The sequence below is a fragment of the Streptomyces sp. NPDC001480 genome (assembly GCF_042894725.1).
Taxonomy (GTDB): Bacteria; Actinomycetota; Actinomycetes; order Streptomycetales; family Streptomycetaceae; genus Streptomyces.
On sequence record NZ_JBIAVX010000008.1, the window covers coordinates 92,436 to 113,010 of the forward strand.

General features: G+C 74.0%; 14 protein-coding genes and 1 tRNA gene. 8 read left to right on the forward strand and 7 right to left on the reverse strand.

Going from position 1 to position 20,575, the window contains the following annotated elements; all coding sequences use genetic code 11:
- The first annotated feature begins 66 nt into the window (after positions 1 to 66).
- On the forward strand, positions 67 to 582 hold the full coding sequence (locus tag ACFY01_RS20815; protein ID WP_390737193.1) for a DUF4232 domain-containing protein: 516 nt from the start codon (positions 67 to 69) through the stop codon (positions 580 to 582).
- 19 nt (positions 583 to 601) lie between these two features.
- Here the strand turns inward: ACFY01_RS20815 and ACFY01_RS20820 are convergent, their stop codons facing one another.
- Positions 602 to 1,714, reverse strand: coding sequence for a DUF2786 domain-containing protein (locus ACFY01_RS20820; protein ID WP_390737194.1), 1,113 nt, complete (start codon positions 1,712 to 1,714; stop codon positions 602 to 604).
- 135 nt (positions 1,715 to 1,849) lie between these two features.
- Between ACFY01_RS20820 and ACFY01_RS20825 the strand changes: the two genes are divergently transcribed.
- From ACFY01_RS20825 to ACFY01_RS20835, 3 genes are all read left to right on the forward strand, one after another.
- Positions 1,850 to 2,476 carry a LysE family translocator gene (locus ACFY01_RS20825; RefSeq protein WP_390737195.1) on the forward strand — a complete coding sequence of 209 codons (627 nt, stop codon included), beginning with the start codon at positions 1,850 to 1,852 and terminating at the stop codon, positions 2,474 to 2,476.
- A gap of 61 nt (positions 2,477 to 2,537) precedes the next feature.
- Positions 2,538 to 3,269, forward strand: coding sequence for a Clp protease N-terminal domain-containing protein (locus ACFY01_RS20830; protein WP_390737196.1), 732 nt, complete (start codon positions 2,538 to 2,540; stop codon positions 3,267 to 3,269).
- Positions 3,270 to 3,304: 35 nt separating this feature from the next.
- Positions 3,305 to 4,990, forward strand: coding sequence for a bifunctional 3'-5' exonuclease/DNA polymerase (locus ACFY01_RS20835; RefSeq protein WP_390737197.1), 1,686 nt, complete (start codon positions 3,305 to 3,307; stop codon positions 4,988 to 4,990).
- On the opposite strand, the gene ACFY01_RS20840 is transcribed toward ACFY01_RS20835, so the two are convergent.
- The 4 genes from ACFY01_RS20840 to ACFY01_RS20855 all read right to left on the reverse strand — a co-directional run bounded on the left by ACFY01_RS20840 (position 4,991) and on the right by ACFY01_RS20855 (position 12,793).
- A complete protein-coding gene (locus ACFY01_RS20840) occupies positions 4,991 to 8,188 on the reverse strand; it encodes a BTAD domain-containing putative transcriptional regulator (protein WP_390737497.1) in 3,198 nt (1,065 codons plus the stop codon).
- Between the two features lie 423 nt (positions 8,189 to 8,611).
- Entirely contained in the window at positions 8,612 to 9,505 is an 894-nt protein-coding gene (locus ACFY01_RS20845; RefSeq protein WP_390737198.1) for a glycosyltransferase family 2 protein, read from the reverse strand.
- A gap of 205 nt (positions 9,506 to 9,710) precedes the next feature.
- Positions 9,711 to 12,095, reverse strand: a complete 2,385-nt coding sequence (locus tag ACFY01_RS20850; RefSeq protein WP_390737199.1) for an FtsX-like permease family protein — start codon at positions 12,093 to 12,095, stop codon at positions 9,711 to 9,713.
- Complete coding sequence (locus ACFY01_RS20855) at positions 12,092 to 12,793, reverse strand: ABC transporter ATP-binding protein (protein WP_390737498.1); 702 nt, start codon at positions 12,791 to 12,793, stop codon at positions 12,092 to 12,094. Before ACFY01_RS20855 ends, ACFY01_RS20850 begins: the two co-directional genes overlap by 4 nt.
- Before the next feature lie 221 nt (positions 12,794 to 13,014).
- Here ACFY01_RS20855 and ACFY01_RS20860 point away from each other — a divergent pair, with 221 nt between their 5' ends.
- The 4 genes from ACFY01_RS20860 to ACFY01_RS20875 all read left to right on the forward strand — a co-directional run bounded on the left by ACFY01_RS20860 (position 13,015) and on the right by ACFY01_RS20875 (position 17,217).
- Positions 13,015 to 14,508: a sensor histidine kinase gene (locus ACFY01_RS20860; RefSeq protein WP_390737200.1), complete on the forward strand. Its 1,494-nt coding sequence runs from the start codon at positions 13,015 to 13,017 to the stop codon at positions 14,506 to 14,508.
- The gene (locus ACFY01_RS20865; RefSeq protein WP_390737201.1) at positions 14,505 to 15,191 is read left to right on the forward strand and encodes a response regulator; all 687 of its coding nucleotides are present in this window, start codon (positions 14,505 to 14,507) and stop codon (positions 15,189 to 15,191) included. Before ACFY01_RS20860 ends, ACFY01_RS20865 begins: the two co-directional genes overlap by 4 nt.
- 260 nt (positions 15,192 to 15,451) lie before the next feature.
- On the forward strand, positions 15,452 to 16,426 hold the full coding sequence (locus ACFY01_RS20870; RefSeq protein ID WP_390737202.1) for an ATP-binding cassette domain-containing protein: 975 nt from the start codon (positions 15,452 to 15,454) through the stop codon (positions 16,424 to 16,426).
- The gene (locus ACFY01_RS20875; RefSeq protein WP_390737203.1) at positions 16,423 to 17,217 is read left to right on the forward strand and encodes an ABC transporter permease; all 795 of its coding nucleotides are present in this window, start codon (positions 16,423 to 16,425) and stop codon (positions 17,215 to 17,217) included. The genes ACFY01_RS20870 and ACFY01_RS20875 overlap by 4 nt, the downstream gene beginning before the upstream one ends.
- On the opposite strand, the gene ACFY01_RS20880 is transcribed toward ACFY01_RS20875, so the two are convergent.
- Positions 17,195 to 20,356: an ATP-binding protein gene (locus ACFY01_RS20880; RefSeq protein WP_390737204.1), complete on the reverse strand. Its 3,162-nt coding sequence runs from the start codon at positions 20,354 to 20,356 to the stop codon at positions 17,195 to 17,197. The genes ACFY01_RS20875 and ACFY01_RS20880 overlap by 23 nt on opposite strands.
- 130 nt (positions 20,357 to 20,486) lie before the next feature.
- A tRNA-Thr gene (locus tag ACFY01_RS20885) sits at positions 20,487 to 20,563 on the reverse strand.
- Positions 20,564 to 20,575 lie beyond the last annotated feature (12 nt).

Consider the following 20,575-nt stretch of genomic DNA (forward strand, 5'->3'; position numbering starts at 1 on the left):
ACGGGACTCCGCGCGCGGGCGCGATGATGCTGGGGCACCGTCACGCTCTCGACAGGGACACCCATCATGCGCGCCATTCCGCTCACCGTCACCGCCCTCGCCGCCGCCCTCGCCCTGACCGCCTGCGACAACGGCGGCGGCAGCGGCGACAAGGGCAAGAACAGCTCCGCCTGCGAGATCGGCGGGGTCTCCGTGCAGATCGGCTCCGCGAGTGTGGCGCCGGCCGCCGGGGACACGGGCGAGGTGCCCGTCAGCATCACCAACCAGAGCGCCCCGTGCACCCTGGAGCACTTCCCCGGCATCACGCTGGAGGGGGGCGGGGCCTCGGTGAGCCTGTCCGCCCAGCAGGGCGCGAAGGCGCAGAAGCTCAAGCTCGCCAAGGGCGACTCCGCGTCCTTCACCATCACCTATGTACGGGGCGCGGCGGGCGGTCAGAACAGCCTCGCGGCCAAGACCGTGAAGGTCACCCTGCCAGGCGGCGGCGCCGCCCAGAGCTTCCCCTGGAAGTACGGTCCCGTGGCCGGTAAGACCAAGGCCGGCGACCAGGCGTCGGTGAGCGCCTTCCAGCAGGTGGGCGACTGACGCCCGGCCCGGCCGGGGCTCAGTCCAGGCGCGGGCGGGCCCTGACCTGGGCCCGGTCCGCCGCCCGTGCGCCCTCCGTCCAGCCCGCCGCGTCGCTCACGCCGCGCAGCCGGGTCGTGGTGGTCTCCGGGAACAGGTTCTCCAGACGGTCGGTGACGGCTATGTCCCGGGTGGCCAGGACCGGGAGCAGGTCCTGGGTGACCTGGGCCTCGGCGGCGGCCGCGAGGCGCTCGCCGACGCGGTGGGCGTAGGCCGCGAGGAACGACTGCCGGAAAGTCTTCGTCCGCTTCCGGCCGCCGGCGCGCTGGGCCGCCTCGGCCTTCGTCATCGCGTGCGTGGCCTGCACGAGGAGTGAGGTGTAGAGCAGCTCGACCGCCTCCAGGTCGGGTTCGAAGCCGACGACCGTGGAGAAGGCGAACGGTTCGTTCCACACCGCCCGGCAGTGGTTGGCGGTGGCGACCGCGTCGAGCAGGACCGCCTTGGCCTGTTCGTACGGCGGCTCGACGCCGATCCGGCAGGCGCCGGGCGCGTCCGCCGAGGGCGCCCCGGCCGCGAGCAGCGCCTCGTCGATGCTGTGCCGGGCCATCAGCTCCTGCGCCTTGGCGCTCAGCGCCTCCGCCTCCTCCGGGTACCCGGTCGCCTCCGCCTTGGCGAGCAGCGCACGGATCCGGGTGAGCATGCGGGAGGCGGGCCGGTGCTGCTCCTGGCGGGGCTCCTCCAGGGGTTCAAGGGCGGGCAGCCGCAGCAGCAGGCGGTACAGCTCCAGGACGGCGGTGGCGTGCGAGAAACGGTCGGCCACGCGCGCGGGTCCGTCCGGGGCCGGGAGTTCCTCGAGCTGCGCGGCCCAGCGCCGGCCGCGCGGCCGGTCGTCCGGCACCTGGGCCCGGATGAGCCGCGCCGCCAGTGCCACATGCGCGTCGTCCAGCTCGCGCCGCACCAGCCGTACGACGTCGGCGGGCTGCCAGCCGCGCCGCCAGGCCGCCGCGACCAGCTCCGCTCCACGCCGGGCCAGTTCGGCGTCCGCGCCGGGGTCGGCCGCGAGGAGGGACGCGCCCGTGTCCAGGCCGGGGTCGGAGTCGTCGTACAGGGCGGCCCGGAAGGCGCGCTCGACGGTGCTGGTCTCGCTGCTCACCCGTCGATCGTGCCATGGGCCGCCGACAGCGGCGGCGGCCGTCCACAGCCTGTGGACAACCGGCCGCCTCCCGTTCCGTCCCACTCCCCGAAATTCGGTCGACCCGCCCCGGGACCCGCCCCAAGCATGGTCGCCATGGTCGACACATCTCTCTACGCGGCCTTCCTCGTCGCCGCCTTCGCGCTCTGTGTCACTCCCGGTCCCGACATGATGTTCATCGTGGCGATGGGCGGCCGGGGCGGTCCCTCGGCGGGGGTGACGGCCGCCGTCGGGGTCGCCTGCGCGATGTTCGTGCACACGGTCGCCGCGGCGCTCGGGCTGTCGGCGCTGTTCCTGACGCTGCCGCTGCTCTACCACGTGCTGCGCTGGGCGGGCGCCGCCTATCTGCTGTACCTCGCGGTCAAGGCGTTCCGCGGCGGCTCGGTGCCGGCCGAGGCGGACGGGCCCGCGGGCGCGGGAAGGCGGCGGGCCTTCTGGCGGGGGGCCGTCACCAATCTGCTGAACCCAAAGGTGATCCTCTTCAACGTGTCCTTCCTGCCGCAGTTCGTGGACCCCGGGCTGGGCCATGTGCGGGAGCAGTTCCTCCTGCTCGGCGTCACGATCACGGTGATGGGCCTGGTGGTGGACGGCTCGGTCGGGCTGCTGTCGGGGAAGCTCGCCGGGCTGCTGCGGCGCAGCCGGCGGGTGGCGCGGGGGCTGGACCTGTTCAGCGGGACGGTGTTCGCGGGGCTGGCGGTGCGGCTGGTGGCGGCGCCCAAGTAATGAACCCGGCAACTGTCAACTTCGGGTTGACGCCCCCATGATGTCAACCTAGGGTTGACACATGTCGACGAACCCGACCACGTCATCCGTACGTCTCGACGACCTCATCGCGGCGATCAAGAAGGTTCACACCGAACCTCTCGACCAGCTCCAGGACGCGGTGATCGCCGCCGATCACCTCGGCGAGGTCGCCGACCACCTGATCGGCCACTTCGTGGACCAGGCGCGGCGCTCCGGTGCGTCCTGGACCGACATCGGCCAGAGCATGGGCGTCACCCGGCAGGCCGCGCAGAAGCGGTTCGTGCCGAAGGAGTCCACCGACCTGGACCCGAACCAGGGCTTCGGGCGGTACACCACGCGTGCCCGCAACGTGGTGATGACCTCGCACAACGAGGCCAAGGCCGCTCCCCACACCGAGGTCGTGCCGGCCCATCTGGTCCTCGGCCTGCTCGCCGAGCCCGACGGCCTGGCCGCCAGGGCGATCGCCGCCCGGGGCGTCTCCGCCGACGCCGTGCGGGCGGCCGCGACCGCCGCGCTCCCGCCCGTCGCCGAGCAGGCCCCGGAGCTCGTCCCGTACAGCTCCGACGCCAAGAAGGTCCTGGAACTCACCTTCCGCGAGGCCCTCCGCCTCGGCCACAACTACATCGGCACCGAGCACATCCTGCTGGCCCTGCTGGAGTTCGAGCACGGCACCGGGGTCCTGTCCGGCCTCGGCATCGAGAAGGAGCCGGTGGAGACCGAGCTCGCCGAGGCCCTGGGGAAGTATCTCCAGGCCCCGCCCCAGCCGAGCTGAGGCCGTTGTCAGACCCCCCTGCCACACTCGCAGTCATGACCGACCGCTGGGCACTCGCCCCGGCCGAGGACGGCGGCGTGGAGCTCGCCCCCCTCGGCCCGGACGGGCTGCCCTGCGGGCCGGTGCGGCGGGAGCCGGATCTCGCCGGGGCGGTGCGGAGCCGCCCGGAGGTGACGCGCTGGGTGTGGCGCTCGACCGCCGAGGTCTATCCGCGTCTGCTCGCCACGGGGGTGCGAGTGGAGCGCTGCTACGACATCGAGGACGCCGAGACACTTCTGCTGGGCCACGAGGGGCGGTCCGGCGAACCGCGTTCGGCCGCCGCCGCGCTGGCCCGCCTCCGGGGCGGGCCCGTACCGCCCGATCCACCGCAGCGCGCCGCCGAACCGGGCGCGCAGTCCCCGCTGTTCGAGCCGCAGGGCACCCGGCTGCCGCTTGCCGACCTCCTCGCGGTCTACGCCGAGCAGCAGCGGCGGCACGACCGGGCCGCGCACCCCGACCGGATGCGGCTGCTGACGGCGGCCGAGTCGGCGGGGATGCTGGTGGCCGCCGAGATGAACCGCGCGGGCCTGCCGTGGAGCGCCGGCGTCCACCGCGAGCTGCTGCGCGACCTGCTCGGCGAGCGGTACGCGGGCGGGGGCGAGCCCCGCCGCCTCGCCGAGCTGGCGGACGAGGTCTCCGCGGCGTTCGGCCGCCGGGTGCGGCCCGACCTGCCCGCCGACGTGGTCAAGGCCTTCGCCCAGGCCGGCATCAAGGTGAAGTCCACCCGCCGCTGGGAGATCGCCTCCCTCGACCACCCGGCCGTGAAACCGCTGCTGGAGTACAAGAAGCTGTACCGCATCTGGGTCGCGCACGGCTGGGCCTGGCTCCAGGACTGGGTGCGCGACGGGCGGTTCCGGCCGGAGTTCCTCGCGGGCGGGACGGTCACCGGACGCTGGGTCACCAACGGCGGGGGCGCGCTCCAGATACCCAAGGTGATCCGGCGGGCGGTGGTCGCCGACCCCGGCTGGCGGCTGGTGGTCGCCGACGCCGACCAGATGGAGCCCCGGGTGCTGGCGGCGATCTCCCGGGACCCGGGGCTGATGGAGGTGGCCGGCCGGGCGAGCGACCTGTACCAGTCCGTCTCCGACCGGGCCTTCTCCGGCGACCGGGCGCAGGCCAAGCTCGCCGTGCTCGGCGCGGTCTACGGCCAGACCTCCGGGGACGGCCTGAAGAACCTCGCCGCGCTCAGACGCCGCTTCCCCAAGGCGGTGGCGTACGTCGACGACGCGGCGCGGGCCGGCGAGGAGGGGCGGCTGGTGCGCACCTGGCTGGGGCGGACCTGCCCGCCCGCGGCCGGGGCCGGCCAGGACGCGGCGGAGGAGGCGGGCATCCCGGTCGGGGACGAGGAATCCGACGGGCAGCAGTGGGTCCCCGGGTACGCCTCCACCAACGCCCGCGCCCGTGGTCGCTTCGCCCGCAACTTCGTCGTGCAGGGCAGCGCCGCCGACTGGGCCCTGCTGCTGCTCGCCGCGCTGCGCCGGACCTGCGCGGACATGGCGGCCGAGCTGGTCTTCTTCCAGCACGACGAGGTGATCGTGCACTGCCCCGAGGAGGAGGCCGAGACGGTGGTGGACGCGATCCGGGAGGCGGCGGACCTGGCGGGACGGCTGACGTTCGGCCGGACACCGGTCAGGTTTCCGTTCACGACCGCCGTGGTGGAGTGCTATGCCGACGCCAAGTGATCACCCGTTGCCCGCGAGCAGCTCCCGCAGCTGTGCCACGACCGCCTTCTCGTCCGTGCCGTCCAGCGCGGCGAGCGCCTCGCGCCAGACCTCGTACGCCTCCGGAACACGCCCCTCCTCGCGCAGCAGGAACCCGTGCTGGTGGCGGGCGAGGCCGCCCATGTAGCGGTCGGCGCGGGCGTCCGCGCGGCTCAGCAGCTCGGCGCACTCGCGCCCGGCGCGTGCCACGCGGCCCAGCTGCCGGAGCGCGCGGACCAGGCCGAGCCGGGTCTGGGACTCGCCGTGCCAGTCGCCGTGACCGCCGAGGATGCGCAGGCTCTCCTCGAAGTGCGTGGCGGCGGCGGCCGGTTCGCCCAGGGCGAGGTGGGCGTAGCCGATGTTGCAGTGCGCGGAGTGCTGCACGATGACGGCGCCGATCGCGTCCCCGATCGCCAGCGAGCGCCGGTGCTGCTCGATGGCGGCACGCGGGTCGGTGTGCTCGTACAGATTGCCGAGGTGGCTGTAGGTGATGGCCTCACCGTAGGGATCGTCGAGCTGCCGCGAGTACTCCAGGCTCTGCCGCAGCGCCTCCCCGGACTCCGCGTACCGGCCGAGGCTCTCCAGCAGCAGGCCCCGGTTGTTGAGGCAGCGCCGGATCCAGGAGACCGTGCCCAGCCGCCGCCAGATCGTCAGGGCCTGGTCGGTGAGGGCGAGGGCGTCGTTCTGCCGGCCGGTCAGGAAGTGCAGCCCCGCGAGGTCGCCCAGCGCGTACGCCTCGGCCGCCTGGTCGCCGAGCCGCCGTGCCACGCCCAGGGCGGACCGGCCGAGCACCTCCATCTCGGCCACCCGGCCGCCGCGCTGGAGATAGGGGAAGAACAACCGCAGGAGGGTGGCGAGATGGCCGGCCTGCCGGTCGTCGGGGGTCTCGGCGTACCGCTCGACCAGGGCGACGACGCTCTCCAGTTCCTCGTCGCCCCAGGCGAAGGCCTCCTCGGCGGAGGCGAAGGGCGGTACGGCCCGTACCTCCGCCGCGTGCGCGGCCGACTGGGCGGCCGTCGGGCGGCGGCGGTCGTCCTGGTCGAGGCCCCGTTCCACGATCGCGGTGAGAGCGCGCTCGGCGACGGCGGCGTACCAGCGCAGGGCGGTGGTGGCGGCGGTGGTGTCCTCGCCGGCGGCGGTGAGTTCGCGGGCGAAGTCGCGGACGAGGTCGTGGGGTGCGTAGCGGCCGTACGCGGTCTCCTCCAGCAGGGCGACGTCGACCAGGCGGTCCAGGGCGGCTTCGGCCCGGCGCTCGTCGGTGCCGGTGAGACGGGCGATCAGGGGCGCGCCGTACGCGGGCAGGTCGAGGGCGCCGATGCGGCGCAGGGCGCGGGCCGCGTCCCGGTCGGCCTCGCGCACGGATGCGGCGAGCGCGTCGTGCGCGACGGCCAGGGAGCGGCGGACGCTCAGGTCGTCGTACTCCAGGTGGTGCAGGCGGCCCTCGGTGGCGGCCAGTTGGCTGGCGAGGACGTCCGGGGTGAGGGCGCGCCGGGCGGCGAGCCGGGCGGCGACCACCCGCAGGGCGAGTGGCAGACGGCCGGTCAGCTCGACGAGCGGGTGCCCGGCGTCGAGCCCGTCGCGGCCGGAGACGGTGCGCAGCAGCGCCGCGCTGTCCTCACCGGTCAGCGGCCCGAGCGGGAAGCGGGCGGCGCCGTCGAGGGCGGTCAGCGGGGAGCGGCTGGTGACGATCACCGCGCAGCCGGCGCCGGCCGGCAGCAGCGGCCGTACCTGCGCGGCGTTCGCGGCGTCGTCCAGGACCATCAGGGTGCGGGTCGGCGCGAGCAGGGAGCGCAGCAGCGCGGCGGCCGCGTCCGGGTGTTCGGGGATGCTGCGGGGGTCGGCGCCGAGGTCACGCAGGAGGGCGCCGAGGGCCTGGGCGGGCGGCAGCGGGGACATACCGGGGGTGGCGCCGTGCAGGTTGACGTACAACTGCCCATCGGCGAAACGTTCTCGCAGCTGGTGTGCCACGTGCAGGGCCAGGGCGCTCTTGCCGACACCGGCCATGCCGCTGATGACGGCGACGACGGGGGTACGTGCGTGGGCGTCGTCCGCACCGGGACGGGCGAGGGTGACGCGCAGGTCCTGGAGCACGGCTGTGCGGCCGGTGAAATGGGCCGGTGGCGGCGGTAGTTGGGCGGGCCGGGGTGTCTGAGCCGCCGGAAGGGTGTCCTTGCGCGTGATCGCGGGGGTGTGCGAGGGACCGGGGGCGTTCTCCGGGGACGGCGCGCTGTCCTCGGCCTCCCGGCCCACGGGCACGATGGCCGCTGCGGCGTCGGCCCGCCCGGGGGCCGTCCGCCCGGCGTCCGTCCGCTCGCCCTCCGGGGCCCCCCGCAACACCTCGACATGGGCTTTGCGGATCGCCGGGCCCGGCTCGATGCCCAGTTCCTCGACCAGGCGGGTGCGCAGGTCGCGGTGGACGGCGAGGGCCTCGGCCTGGCGGCCCGTGCGGTGCAGGGCGAGCATGAGCTGGCGGTGGAAGGCCTCGCGCAGGGGATGCTCGGCCACCAGGGCGGCCAACTCCGGGACGAGGGCCGGCAGTCGGGGGCCACCGAGGGCCAGCTCGGCGTCGTACCGCCACTCCAGCAGGAGCAGCCGTGCCTCCTCCAGGCGCTGGGCGAAGGCGTATCCGCCGATTCCGGCGGGCAGCCCGCTCAGCGGCACGCCCCGCCACAGCGCGAGCGCCGCCGTGCAGGCGCGCAGCACGGCCGCCCAGTCCCGGCGGCCGTGCGCGGCCCGCGCCTCGGTCACCCGCGCGTCGAAGACATGCACGTCCAACTCGCCGTCCCGGACGCGCAGCTGATATCCCGGGGGTACGGCCCGCAGCCGCTCCGGATCATCGAGGATCCGGCGCAGCCGGGTGACGTGGTTGTGCAGCGAGGCCCGCGCGGAGGCGGGCGGCGCACCGCCCCACAGCGCGTCCTCGAGCGAATCGACCGACACGACCCGGCCGGCCTCCATCAGCAGCGCGGCGAGCAGGGCGCGCACCTTCGGGCTGCCGATCGGCCGGACCGAGGGGGCCGATCCGCTGCGGTCGCCGGTGTCGGGGCTGCGGTTCGTGCGGGGTTCGTGGACGAGTGGGGCGTCGGCGTCCCCCACGGCGTCGTACGAAATACCGTACGCCGCACGGTCATACAGAACGGGTGGTCCCAGCAGTCCGAACCGCAGCTCGCACCGCCGCATCTCCCCGTTCACTGCCTTTCCGCGCGGTCACGCCGGACCGTGCTACGCGGCGGGCGCGCGCCCGCCGTCCGTGGCGGAATTCCGCCCTGTCCCCGACGGTTTCCCGCCACCTGTCCTCTGTTGGTTACCGCAGGAATCCGTTACGGTTCCGGCCTACGACCGTCGTCGTCCGGCGAGTTCACGCCATCCGATCAACTGCCTCAGAAGAAACCGTTGGCCACATGTTAGCGATCCGTTGGCGCGTCCTGATGTGATCGTTCCATCGGATCTGGTCCGACGGCGCGCGCGTACGACGCGTAACTCGGGGGAGTGTCGCCGCAGGCCGGATCCGGGGACGCAAGAGGGCCCCGGTCGTCGGAGGTGAACGACCGGGGTCCTTGTCCCGTCCGCCGCCCCCGTCGGCCTCCGCCGTTCGGCTTCCCGTCAGATGACGGGCGGGCGTCCGAGGCGCGTCAGGCGCCACACCGTCCGCCAGCGCATGGGCCGTCGCTCCCCGGCGGGTTCGCGCAGCCCTTCCACGAATCCGCCGAACCAGGCCCTGAGACCGGCGGCCGACCGGGTGCGGACGAGGGTGAGGAGCGTCCACACGCCCAGGTGGACCGGGATCAGCGGCAGGGGCAGCCGGCGCCGGACCAGCCAGACGCGGTTGCGGGCGGTCACCCGGTGGTAGATGGCGTGCCGGGCGGGCGAGGTCTTGGGGTGTCGCAGGAGCAGTTCGGGCGCGTAGAGGATGTTCCAGCCGGCGTCGGCGGCCCGCCACGCCAGATCGGTCTCCTCGTGCGCGAAGAAGAACTCGGCGGGCCAGTCACCGGTTTCGGCCAGCATCCGCATGCTCAGGGCGTGCCCGCCGCCGAGGAACCCGGTCACGTACCCGCCCCGCATCGGGTCCGATGAGCCGATCCGGGGCACGTGCCGCTGCTGGGTCTCGCCGTTCTCGTCGGCGATGCGGAAACCGACGATGCCCAGGCGCGGGTCGGCGGCGTACAGGTCCCGCACCCGGCGCAGTACGTCGGCGTCGACCAGCAGTCCGTCGTCGTCGAGGTCGACCACGACGTCCACGTCGCCGAACTCCCGCAGCCGGGCGAGGGCGACGTTCCGCCCGCCGGGGCAGCCGAGGTTCTCGTCCACGTCGATCGTGGTGACCTCGCCGGGCAGTGACAGCCGCCGGGCGAACTCCGGCAGCCGGCAGCCGTTGCCGACGATGACGATCCGGGCGGGGGCGAGGTCCTGCTTGGCCACGGATTCCAGCAGGGCGTCGACTTCGGCGGGCCGGTTGCCCATGGTCACCACGGCGACGGCGATCCTCGGCTCCACCACGTCCCTCACCTCATCCGGCCGGCGGCGGCCCCACGCCCTCACGCGCGAGGTCCACCGTTCACCAAGATGTTGCCTCAGGGGATCCTGTTCTCCTGATTCCCCTTTACTTTGCGGCGGCTTTGCTCCGGTTTTGGCGGTGTTTTTCCGGCTGCCACCGGGGGCACGCCCGCTTCACACTCCTGTACGGCCCCGGACGCGCGCCCGCTCATTCGGTGCGCAGCGCGCCGACGGTGTCCCCTCTGGCCGCCCACCCGGCCGGCAGCAACGCGCCCGCGACCGCGATGACCAGCCCGCCGAGGGCGAGCAGGACGAGCTGGGGCACGTGGTAGACGGCGATGTCCGACGGGGGCAGGGTCAGGCCGACCTCGTCACCCATCATGGGTGTGACGAATCGGTGCAGGGCGACCCCCGCCGGAACCCCCGCCAGACCGGCGAGCAGCCCGATCCCGGCGAACGAGGTGACGACCATGGCCACGGTCTGGCGCGGGCTCATCCCCAGGGCCTTGAGGACGCCGAGGTCGTGGACGCGGTCGCGGGTGTCCAGGAGGACCGTGTTGAGGACGCCCAGGCCCGCCACCGCGACGAGCATCAGGGTGAGCGTGCCGATCAGCGCATCCATGGTCATGATCACGTCGGACTCGTTCTCCGTGTTGGCCATGGCGACCGCGCCGACCGGCTGGAGGGCGCTCTGGAGCGAGGCGAGGTAGTGCGCGAGGTTCGTACCCGGCTCCGTCCGCACGTCGTACCGGCCCGGTGTCGCGTCGAGCCCCAGGTCCGCGAGGGTCGAGGCAGGGGTGAGGAGTTCCATGCCCTCGCCCTCGGTGAAGAACGCCTCGCCGACGATCCGCACCGAGGTGTGCCGCCCCTGCTCGGTCAGGGGCACCGTGTCGCCGACGTGGATCCCGGCGGCGTCGAGGAAACGCCGGGTGACCACCGCCTGCCCCGGGCCGTCGAGCCAGTGGCCCGAGACCATGCGGGGCGCGGCCCAGGAGGCGTCGCCCTGGTACGCGACCACGGTCGTGGCGCCGGTGATCCCGGACGCGTTCACCTGCCCGTGGGCGGTGCCGTAGAAGCGGTCGGTGCCGGGCTGGGTACGGAGTGCGGCGGCGACCCGGGCCGGGTCGGCCTTCGGTTGGTCCTGCCCGCCGTTGGCGGGGACCGCCTGGGCGCCCGCCGGCGCCTGCGAGCCGCCGGCCGCGATGACCACCGAACCGGCCGAGTCGAGCATGCGGCCCGACCGGACCTCTCCGAGCGTCAGGGCGAGTCCGACCCCGAAGGTGACGGTGACCGCCCCGAAGACGACCGCGGCGGCCGTCGTCGCCGAGCGCGCCGGGCGGGTGAACGGGTGCGCGAGACCCAGCCCGACCGCACGCGGCACCGGCAGCCGTCCCGTCAGCCGCCGCACCGCACGCCCCCGTCCCGCGCGGGGCGTGCGCCCCACCGTGATCGCCTCCACGGTGCGCAGCCGGCCGGCACGCAGCGCGGGCGGCAGCGCCGCGAGGGCCACCAGGACCAGGGCGGCGGCGGGCACCGCGACGTCGATCCACACCGGAATCGACGCCGACGGCCCGTCGAAGGCCTCGCCGACGTCTCCGAGCACCGGGACGGCCAGCAGGTTGCCCAGCGCCAGCCCCAGGACACAGCCGACCCCCGCCGGGATCAGCGCCTGCCCGACGTAGGCCCGCACCACCTGCCCCGGAGTGAAGCCGAGGGACTTCAGGATGCCGATACGCCGGGTCGCGGCGCCCACCGCGCCGCCCACCACGATGCCGATGACCAGCACCGACAGCAGCAGCCCGAGGACACCGAAGGCGGCCATGAAGGGCACGAACGCCATCGCGTTGGCGGTCTCCCGCTGCCGGACGGTCAGATACGACTGCGCCCCGGTCATCGCCCCCTTCCCCGCCGCCGCGGCGATCGCGGCCCGGTCGGCGGCCACTTCGGCCTCCGTACCGGCGTGGCGGAAGCGGTAGAGCATCTCGTACGAGGGCGCGCTGCCCGTCCCGGCCAGGGCCTCGGCCTGCGCGGGGGTCACCCAGGCGTCCGCGGTGCCGGTCACCGAACGGGCGACGCCCACCACGGTCAGGGTCGGGCTGCCCGGTGCGTCGGGGATCCTCAGCCGGGCGCCCGGGCTCAGCGGATCCGTGCCGGCCGCCAGCACGATCTGGCCCGGGCGGGTGGCCCAGGTGCCCTCCGCGAGGGTGACCCGGTCGACCGGACCTCCCGCGGCGGCCCGGCCCACGACGGTCAGCGGCGGCAGGTCGACATCGGCGGGCAGCATGTCCGACGCGGAGACCGTGCGGGGGCGCACCGAGAGGGTCGCGAAGGGGCCCGCCACGTCGGTCACCCCGGCCGCGTGCGCGGTCGCCGTGAGCCGCGCCGGCGTCACCTTCGTACCGTCGAACCGTGCGGTCAGGTGGGCGCCGTCGCGCTGGGCGAAGGCGTGGTCGAAGGGCGCCCGGGAGGCCAGGAGGAGCCCGGCGGCGAGGACGGAGGCCGTGACGGACATGAACGTGGTCAGGATCAGCACGGCGGTCTGGACGCGGCGCCGGCTCACTCCGGTGCGTACGACACGGCCGAGGGCGCTCATCGGGCCACCCTCGCGGGGGCGCTGTCGCGGACGATACGGCCGTCGACCAGTTCGACGGTGCGGGTGGCGCAGGAGCCGGCCAGGCCCAGGTCGTGGGTGACGAGGACGATCGTCTGACCTTCCGCGTTCAGGTCGGTCAGCAGCTCGCGGACGTCCTCGCCGGCGGCGGTGTCCAGCGCGCCCGTCGGCTCGTCGGCCAGCAGCAGGGCCGGACGGTTCATCAGGGCCCGGGCCACGGCGACCCGTTGCCGTTCACCGCCGGACAGCCTGCCGGGGTAGGCGTCGGCGTGCCGGTCGATGCGGAGGTGCTCCAGCAGCCCGGCGGCACGTCGGCGGGCCTCGGCCCGGGACAGGCCGGCCAGTTGCGCCGGGAGGAGCACGTTGTCGGCGACGGTCAGGTCGTCGAGGAGGTTGAAGAACTGGAAGACCATGCCGATGCGGCTCCGCCGGTACCGCGCCGACCCGGCCTCGCTCAGTTCGTCCACCCGCAGACCGTCGACCGTGACGCTGCCCGCGCTCGGCCGGTCGAGCCCGGCGATCAGGTTGAGCAGCGTCGACTTGCCGCTGCCGGACGGCCCGAGAACGGCGACCGCCTCCCCGGCGCACACGCTCAGGGTCACGCCGTCGAGCGCCGGGGGGCCTTCGCCGTACGTTCTGGTGGCGTCCCGGATGTCGATGACGGGCGGGTTCGTGGTCATGGTCATGGGGCCTCCAGAGGCGGGGCGGCGTCGGGAACGGCCCGAAGGTAGGCGCCGGACGGTGCCCGGGGCGTCGGCCGCGACGGCGAACCCGGCTGCCGTTTCCGGATGACCCGGCGGGCGCGTCATCCTCGCGATGTACGCGGGTGTTGCAGCGCCCTGCCCGTGCCGTCCGCGCCGCGAGGGATGTGGGCGGGGGCGGGGGTTGCCACACTGGGCGCATGGCCGGGGCTGTGGGGGCGGGGATCGCTGGGATCGCGAGGATCGCGGGGCGGTGGGGGACGGGGGTCGCGATGTGGTGGCGGTCGGGCGCCGCGATGTGGTGGCGGTCGGGCGTCGCGGAGCGGTGGCGGTCGGGCATCGGCCCGTCACTGGCTCGGGTTCCGCTGCGGGGGCCGGTGCCGTTGCTGGGCCGGGGCCCGGTGCCGCTGCTGGGCCGGGGTCCGCTGCTGAGTCCGTCCCGGTGGACCTGGGTGGCCGACGGCATCCTGGCCGCCGTGCTCGCCGCCTGTACGGTCGCCGCGACGCAGCGGCAGGGCTACGGCACGTTTCCGGTTCCGCCGGATGCGCCCGTTCCCCCGAGCCCGCCGCCGGTGCCCGGTGGCGTACGGGGTCTCGAACCGACGGCGGCCGCCTCGCCCGGGCTGCTGGTGCTGGCGGCCCTGACGGCGTTGCCCCTGATGGCGCGGAGAAGGTATCCGCTGGCCTCGTTCTGGGCGGTGACCGCCGTGAGCTTCGCGTTCGGCCGGCGCCTGGGCGGGGGCGACGCGACCGTGTACACCTTCCTCTCCTGTGTGGTCGCCGCCTACAGCGCCGCCGTCTACAGCCCGCGCAGGGTGAGCGCCCTCGCCGGTGTGGTGGCCGGCGCCGGCCTGCTCGCCGCGTTCCGCGACGAGACCTTCCCGCACCTCACGCCAGGTCTGCTGCCGTTCCTCGCGCTGCTCGGAGTGGGGTTCGGTGCCGGGGCGGTGCAGGCCTGGAGACAGCGCGTACTCCTCCTGCGAGAGGAGCAGCGGGTCCTGCGGGAGGAGCAGCGGGCCGCCACCCTGCTGGCCGTCGAACGCGAACGCTCCCGTATCGCACGCGAGTTGCACGACATCGTCACCCACAATGTGAGCGTGATGGTCATCCAGGCGGGCGCGGCCCGCAAGGTGATGGACGCCGCGCCGGACCGGGCCCGCGAGGCCCTCCTCGCCGTCGAGGCGGGCGGGCGCACCGCGATGGCCGAACTGCGCCATGTCATGGGCCTGCTCACCATGGCGGACGCGGACGTTCCCCCGGACCGGACGCCGGACGCCGAGCTGGCGCCGCAACCGGGCCTGGCACAGTTGGGTGCCCTCACCGCGCGCATGCGGGCGACCGGCGTGCCCGTCGAACTCGACGTCACCGGAACCCCGGCGCCACTGCCCGCCGGGGCCGACCTGGCCGCGTACCGCGTGGTGCAGGAGGCGCTGACCAACACGGTCAAGCACGCCGCCGGCGCCCGTGTCCGGGTCGCCGTCGACCACACCCCGGACGCCGTCCACATCGAGGTGTCCGACACCGGCGGCACCCCCGCGGCACCGGCCGGCCCCGGCGGCGGCCGTGGCCTGACCGGCCTGCGCGAACGTCTCGCCGTCTACGGAGGCACGCTGGAGGCGGACGAACGCCCCCTCGGCGGCTTCCGGGTCCGAGCGGTCATCCCCGCCGCCCTACCGGCCCAGGAGCTCTCATGACCCCACCGCCACGCGTGGTGATCGCCGACGATCAGGCGCTGGTACGCACGGGCTTCGGCATGATCCTCACCGCGGACGGCGTCGACGTCGTAGCCGAGGCCGCCGACGGCGACGAGGCGATCGACGCCGTCCACCGCACCCGCCCCGACCTGGTCCTGATGGACATCCGGATGCCCGGCACCGACGGCCTGGAGGCCACCCGGCGCATCCTGTCCGGCGACCTGCCCGAGCCGCCCCGCGTCATCATGCTGACCACCTTCGACCTCGACCGCTACGTCTACGCCGCGCTCACCGCCGGCGCCAGCGGCTTCCTCCTCAAGGACGTCACCCCGGAACACCTGGTCGCCGCCGTCCGCCTCGCCCGCAACGGCGACGCGCTGCTGGCCCCCGCCATCACCCGCCGCCTCATCGAACGCTTCGTCTCCCACGACCCCGCCTCCCCCACCCTCCACCGCAACCTGGCGGCCCTCACCCCCCGGGAACTCGAAGTTCTCCGCACCCTCGCCACCGGCCTCAGCAACGCCGAACTCGCCACCCGCTTCCAGCTCAGCGAGGCCACCGTGAAGACCCACATAGCCCGCATCCTCGCCAAACTCCACCTACGCGACCGCGCCCAGGCGGTCGTGGTGGCCTATGAGACGGGGCTGATCGTGCCGGGGGCGGGGCGGGGACAGGAGGCCTGACGGCATCCCGCGGATCCTGGACGCCGCGAGCCGCCCGCAGGCCGCGCTGCTCGCGCGTGAGCGAGGATGGATACGAGTCCGCACGGCCGGCCGGTGAACCGGCGGTCACGAGTGCCGCGCAGACCGCACGCGGGGCACGTTCCGCAGCGAGCCTCCGGCAGGTCGGTGAAGGCGCGGTCAGCTTGCTGCCGCGTCTCCTGGCAACCGCTTGAAACCACGCTGAAGCCACGCTGAACCGCCTCGGCCGCAAGCTCCACGGCATGACGACGGACCACGAACTCGCGATCGCGGCCACCGGGCTGCGCAAGTCCTACGGGGGCAAGACCGTCCTCGACGGCATCGACATGCATGTGCCGGCCGGCACGGTCTTCTCCCTCCTCGGGCCGAACGGTGCGGGCAAGACCACGGCGGTCAACATCCTGTCGACCCTGATCTCCGCCGACGGCGGACAGGCGCGGATCGCCGGGCACGACCTCACCGCCGAGGCCCAGGCGGTACGGGCCGCCATCGGGGTCACCGGACAGTTCTCCGCCGTGGACCGCTTGATCACCGGCGAGGAGAACATGCTCCTGATGGCCGACCTGCACCACCTCCCCCGTGGCGAGGGCCGACGGGTGACCGCCGAGCTGCTGGAGCGCTTCGACCTGGTGGAGGCCGCGAAGAAGCCCGCCTCCACCTACTCCGGCGGCATGCAGCGCCGCCTCGACATCGCCATGACCCTGGTCGGCGAACCGCGGATCATCTTCCTCGACGAGCCGACCACCGGCCTCGACCCGCGCTCCCGGCACACCATGTGGCAGATCATCCGCGAGCTCGTCGCCGGCGGTACGACCGTCTTCCTCACCACCCAGTACCTGGACGAGGCCGACCAGCTCGCCGACCGCATCGCCGTGCTCGACGGTGGCAGGCTCGTCGCCGAGGGCAGTGCCGAGGAGCTCAAGCGGCTCGCCCCCGGCGGCCATGTCCGGCTGCGCTTCTCCGACCCGGGGGCGTACGAGCGGGCGGCCACCGCACTGCGCGGGTCGAGCCGCGACGACGAGACGCTCAGCCTGCAGATTCCCAGCGACGGCAGCCAGCGCGAACTGCGCGCCGTACTCGACTGGCTCGACGCCGCCGGCATCGAGGCCGACGAGCTGTCCGTGCACACCCCGGATCTGGACGACGTGTTCTTCGCCCTGACCGCGAACACCGTCCCCGCCGCTGCCCCCGCCGCCGAGAAGGAGACCGCCCGATGAGCACCCCCGCCCACGCCTTGCGCGACAACCTCACCATGCTGCGGCGCAGCCTCCTGCACGCCCGCCGATACCCCTCCCTCACCCTGAACGTCCTGCTCACCCCGGTCGTGCTGCTGTTGCTGTTCGTCTACGTCCTCGGCAGCGCGATGAGCGCCGGCATCAACGGCGGTCACGCGGACCGTGCCGGCTACGTCGCCTACCTGGTCCCCGGCATCCTTCTCATGACCGTGGGCATGATCTCGCTCGGCACCGCGGTGTCCGTGTCCAGCGACATGACCGAGGGCATCATGGCCCGGTTCCGCACCATGGCCATCTCCCGCGCCTCCGTGCTGATCGGCCATGTGATCGGCAGCGTGATCCAGACGATGCTGGCTCTGGTGCTGATCCTGGGCATCGGACTGGCCATCGGATTCCGGCCCGACGCGACGCCGGTGGAATGGCTCGCGGCGGCCGCGCTGATGGCTCTGTTCAGCCTCGCGCTGACCTGGATCGCGGTCGGTATCGGGCTGGTGAGCCCCAACCCCGAGGGGGCCAGCAACCTCGGGCTGCCGCTGACGATGCTGCCGATGCTGTCCAGCGCGTTCGTGCCGGTGGGCACCATGCCGGACGGGTTCCGCTGGTTCGCCGAGTACCAGCCGTTCTCGCCCGCCATCGAGACCCTGCGCGGGCTGCTGCTGGGCAGCGGGATCGGCACCACGAACGCGGTGCTCGCCGCCGCCTGGAGCCTGGGACTGACCCTGCTGGGCTACCTGTGGGCCAAGGCGCTGTTCAACCGCGAGCCGCGGCAGTGAGCTCGTGCAGGGCCGCGGCCAGCAGTTCCTCCCGCTCCAGGGCGGCGTACGCCGACCTCGCCTCCGCGTAGGCCGCCCGGTCGGCGTTCTCGGCCACCTGCCGGGACCGCGCCGAGGACAGGGTGGGGAAGTCCCGCATCACCGGCATCAGCTCCGCCAGCGCCACCAGCCGTACCGCCCTCGTGTCGCCACGGGCCAGCCCGACGAAGCCGAGCGCCAGCAGCACCGTTCCGTACACCGGCAGTTCCACCAGATACCCGGCACCGGGGGAGCCCGACAGCATCGTGAGCAGCCGTTCCCGCAGCCGCTCCACCAGGTGGGACACCGGCTCCAGCCGGCCGTGCTGCGCGTGCGCCGCGAGCGCGCCCGCCTGCACCTGGAGCAACCACGACTCCATGAAGGGATCACCGGCCCGCAGCAGGGTCTCCTCCCGTATCCACCCCACCGCCTGTCGCCACAGGCCGAGTCCGTCCTCGGTCAGTCCCCGGGCCAGTGCGATCTCCGCCCGGGCCTGTAGTTCTTCGGGAGCGAAGACCTGGGCGGACCCCGGCCGCCGGTCCGGGACGGCGAGGCCCAGCCAGTACCCCGCCTCGTCGATCTCCCCCCGCTGAAGACAGGCGGACACCAGCCCGTAGCGGACGCCGATCGAGTCCGACCAGCCGCCGACCTCGCCGAGTGCGTCGGCGGCCCGCAGATGGTCGTACGCCTCCGCGCCGCGCTCGGACTTGAGGCACAGCTCGCTGATCCGCCCATGGCTGACCAGCATCATGAACGGATTGCCGAGCGGCTCCAGCGCGGCGAGCATCCGGCGAGCGCACTCGAGCGCGCGCTCCGTCTCGTACTCGGATTCCCACAGGTAGCTGGCAACGCCCGCCGCGGCCCCCGCCAGCATGGGCTCGTCGGCGTCACAGAGCTCCTGGAGCCGCGCGTACCGCGGCGGGTGCATGTCCGGGACGGCACACAGCACGACGGCCAGCGCCCGCGGCACGGTGTCCGGTGGGCCGGGCGGCAGGCGGCGCAGTGTGACGAGGTGGCGCAGGGCGTGCGGGCCGTGGCCCATGAAGAGGGCCATCGTGCACACCACCGCCGCGCTTCGGGCCGCCTCCAAGCCCTCGGGGTTCTCCGGCCCCGGGCGGAAATGGGACAGCGGTCCGCCGGTCTCGGCGGCGAGAGTGGTGAGCCGGGTGTAGCTGGAGCCGACGGACCACAAGGTGGCCAGTACGGCGGTGAGGGCGGCGACGGCCGGCCCGTCGGCGTGGGGCCCGTCGGCCCGGGCCAGGGCGTGCCGCAGCGCCAGGACGAGGTTGTCCTGCTCGGCACGGATTCGCTGGAAGGAGGCCAACGCGTCGCCGCCGAACACCACGTCGTGGTGCGCCAGGCCGAAGTCCCGGGCCCAGGAGAGGAATCGGCCGGTCACCGCCTCGTCCTCGCCCGCCTCCGCCCGCCGGGCGGCGCTGAACTCCCGCACTGTCTCCAGCATGTGGAAGCGCACCCCGGAAGGGCTGTCCTCCACCCTGATCAGGGACTGACCGGCCAGCTGCTCCAGCAGGTCCAGCGCGCCCACGGTCTCGCCGAGTACGTACTCCGCCGCGTCCACGGTGAAGCCCCCGGGGAAGACCGACAGCGCGCGCAGCGCCGCCCGGCCGTCGTCCTCCAGCAGGTTCCAGCTCCACTCGACCACGGCCCGCAGCGTGCGATGCCTTTCGGGCGCGTCCCGGGCGCCGCCGCGCAGCAGCGCGAAACGGTCCTTCAGCCGGCCGGCGATGTCGGCTACGGAGAGCACCCGCACTCGGGCCGCGGCGAGTTCCACGGCCAGCGGCAGCCCGTCCAGGTGACGGCAGATCTCGGCCACGCGGTCGGCGGGCAGGTCCACGCCGGGCCGGGCCGCCCTCGCCCGCTGCGCGAAGAGCTCGACGGATGTGTCCAGGGACAGCTCCGGCAGCGCGTACACGGACTCCGAGGTCAGCCTCAGCGGTGCCCGGCTGGTCGCCAGCACCCGCAGCTCCTTCGAGCGCGACACCAGCGCCTGTACGAGACCGGCCGCGCCGGCGAGTACGTGCTCGCAGTTGTCCAGCACCAGCAGAGCGGGACCGGTGCCCAGCACGGCGACGATCCCGCTCACCGCGTCCCCGGCACCGGCGAACTGTCGGCCTTCCCCGGCGCCGACGGCGGAGGCCACCTCGCCGGCCACGTCCTCGTCGGCTGTGACACCGGCCAGGGGGACGAAGTGCACCAGGGGCTGCTCGGCCGCCCGGCTCACCGCGTGGGAGAGCCGCGTCTTGCCCAGCCCACCGGGGCCGGTGACGGTGACGACCCGCGCGTCGCGCAGCAGCCCGGCGACGGCGGCGATGTCGGCGTCCCGCCCCAGCAGGGGATTCGGCTCGTGCGGCACGCCGTGGCGGACACGCGGGGCGTCCGCGTGCAGCAACTCCTGGTGGACCGACCTGAGCCGCGGCCCCGGGTCCGTGCCCAGCTCGTCGCGCAGCCCGCGCCGATAGGCGTCGTACCGGGTCAGCGCCGCGGCCCGGCCCACGGTGGCCGCCTCGCAGACCAGCAGCTCCGCCAAGACCTCCTCGTCGCGCGGCCGTGCACGGGCCAGCTCGGCCAGCGGCGCCGCGGCCTCCTCCTTCCGCCCCAGCCGGGCCAGCGCGAGCGCCCGGAACCGCACCAGCGAACGGAACGCCGGGGCCCGGTCGGCACGCAGCGCCGTCACCGGATCGTGCAGCTCCTCGCCCTCCCCGGCCCCCAGGCTCCCGTCCCACAGCGCCAGGCCCGCCTCGGCCCGCGCCAGGGCGCCTTCGTGGTCCCCCGCCCGCGTGCGCTCGGCGCACACGGCCTCGTACGACAGCAGCGCCGAACTGTCGACCTGCGCCTCGTCCAGCGCGATCCGGTACCCCGTCGGTGTGCTCACGATCAGCCCAGCACCCAACTGTGCCCTGAGCCGCGACACCAGTACCTGTACCGCCTTGCCCGGCCGCTCCGGCAATTCGTCCGGCCACAGCCCCTCCACCAGCCGACCCGTGCTGCACCCGGTGCGTAGATCCCCGGCCAGCAACGCCAACAGCCCGCGCAGCCGAGGTGCCGTGATCTCCTGCCCACGGCAGGAGACCCGCGCCAGCAGGGTCAACTCGGTGGTCACGCCTGAAGATTAGCCAGCAGCACGCCGGCCACACCCACGGGCCCAAGGCGCTCACGCCCTGAAGAGCTTCAGTCGGCCCCAACCCTGAGCGACAAAAACCCCAGGTCGTGGTCCTGACCTGGGGTCTCGATGGAGCCGCTTTCGGGATTCGAACCCGAGACCTACGCATTACGAGTGCGTTGCTCTGGCCATCTGAGCTAAAGCGGCGCGCTGTGCGCA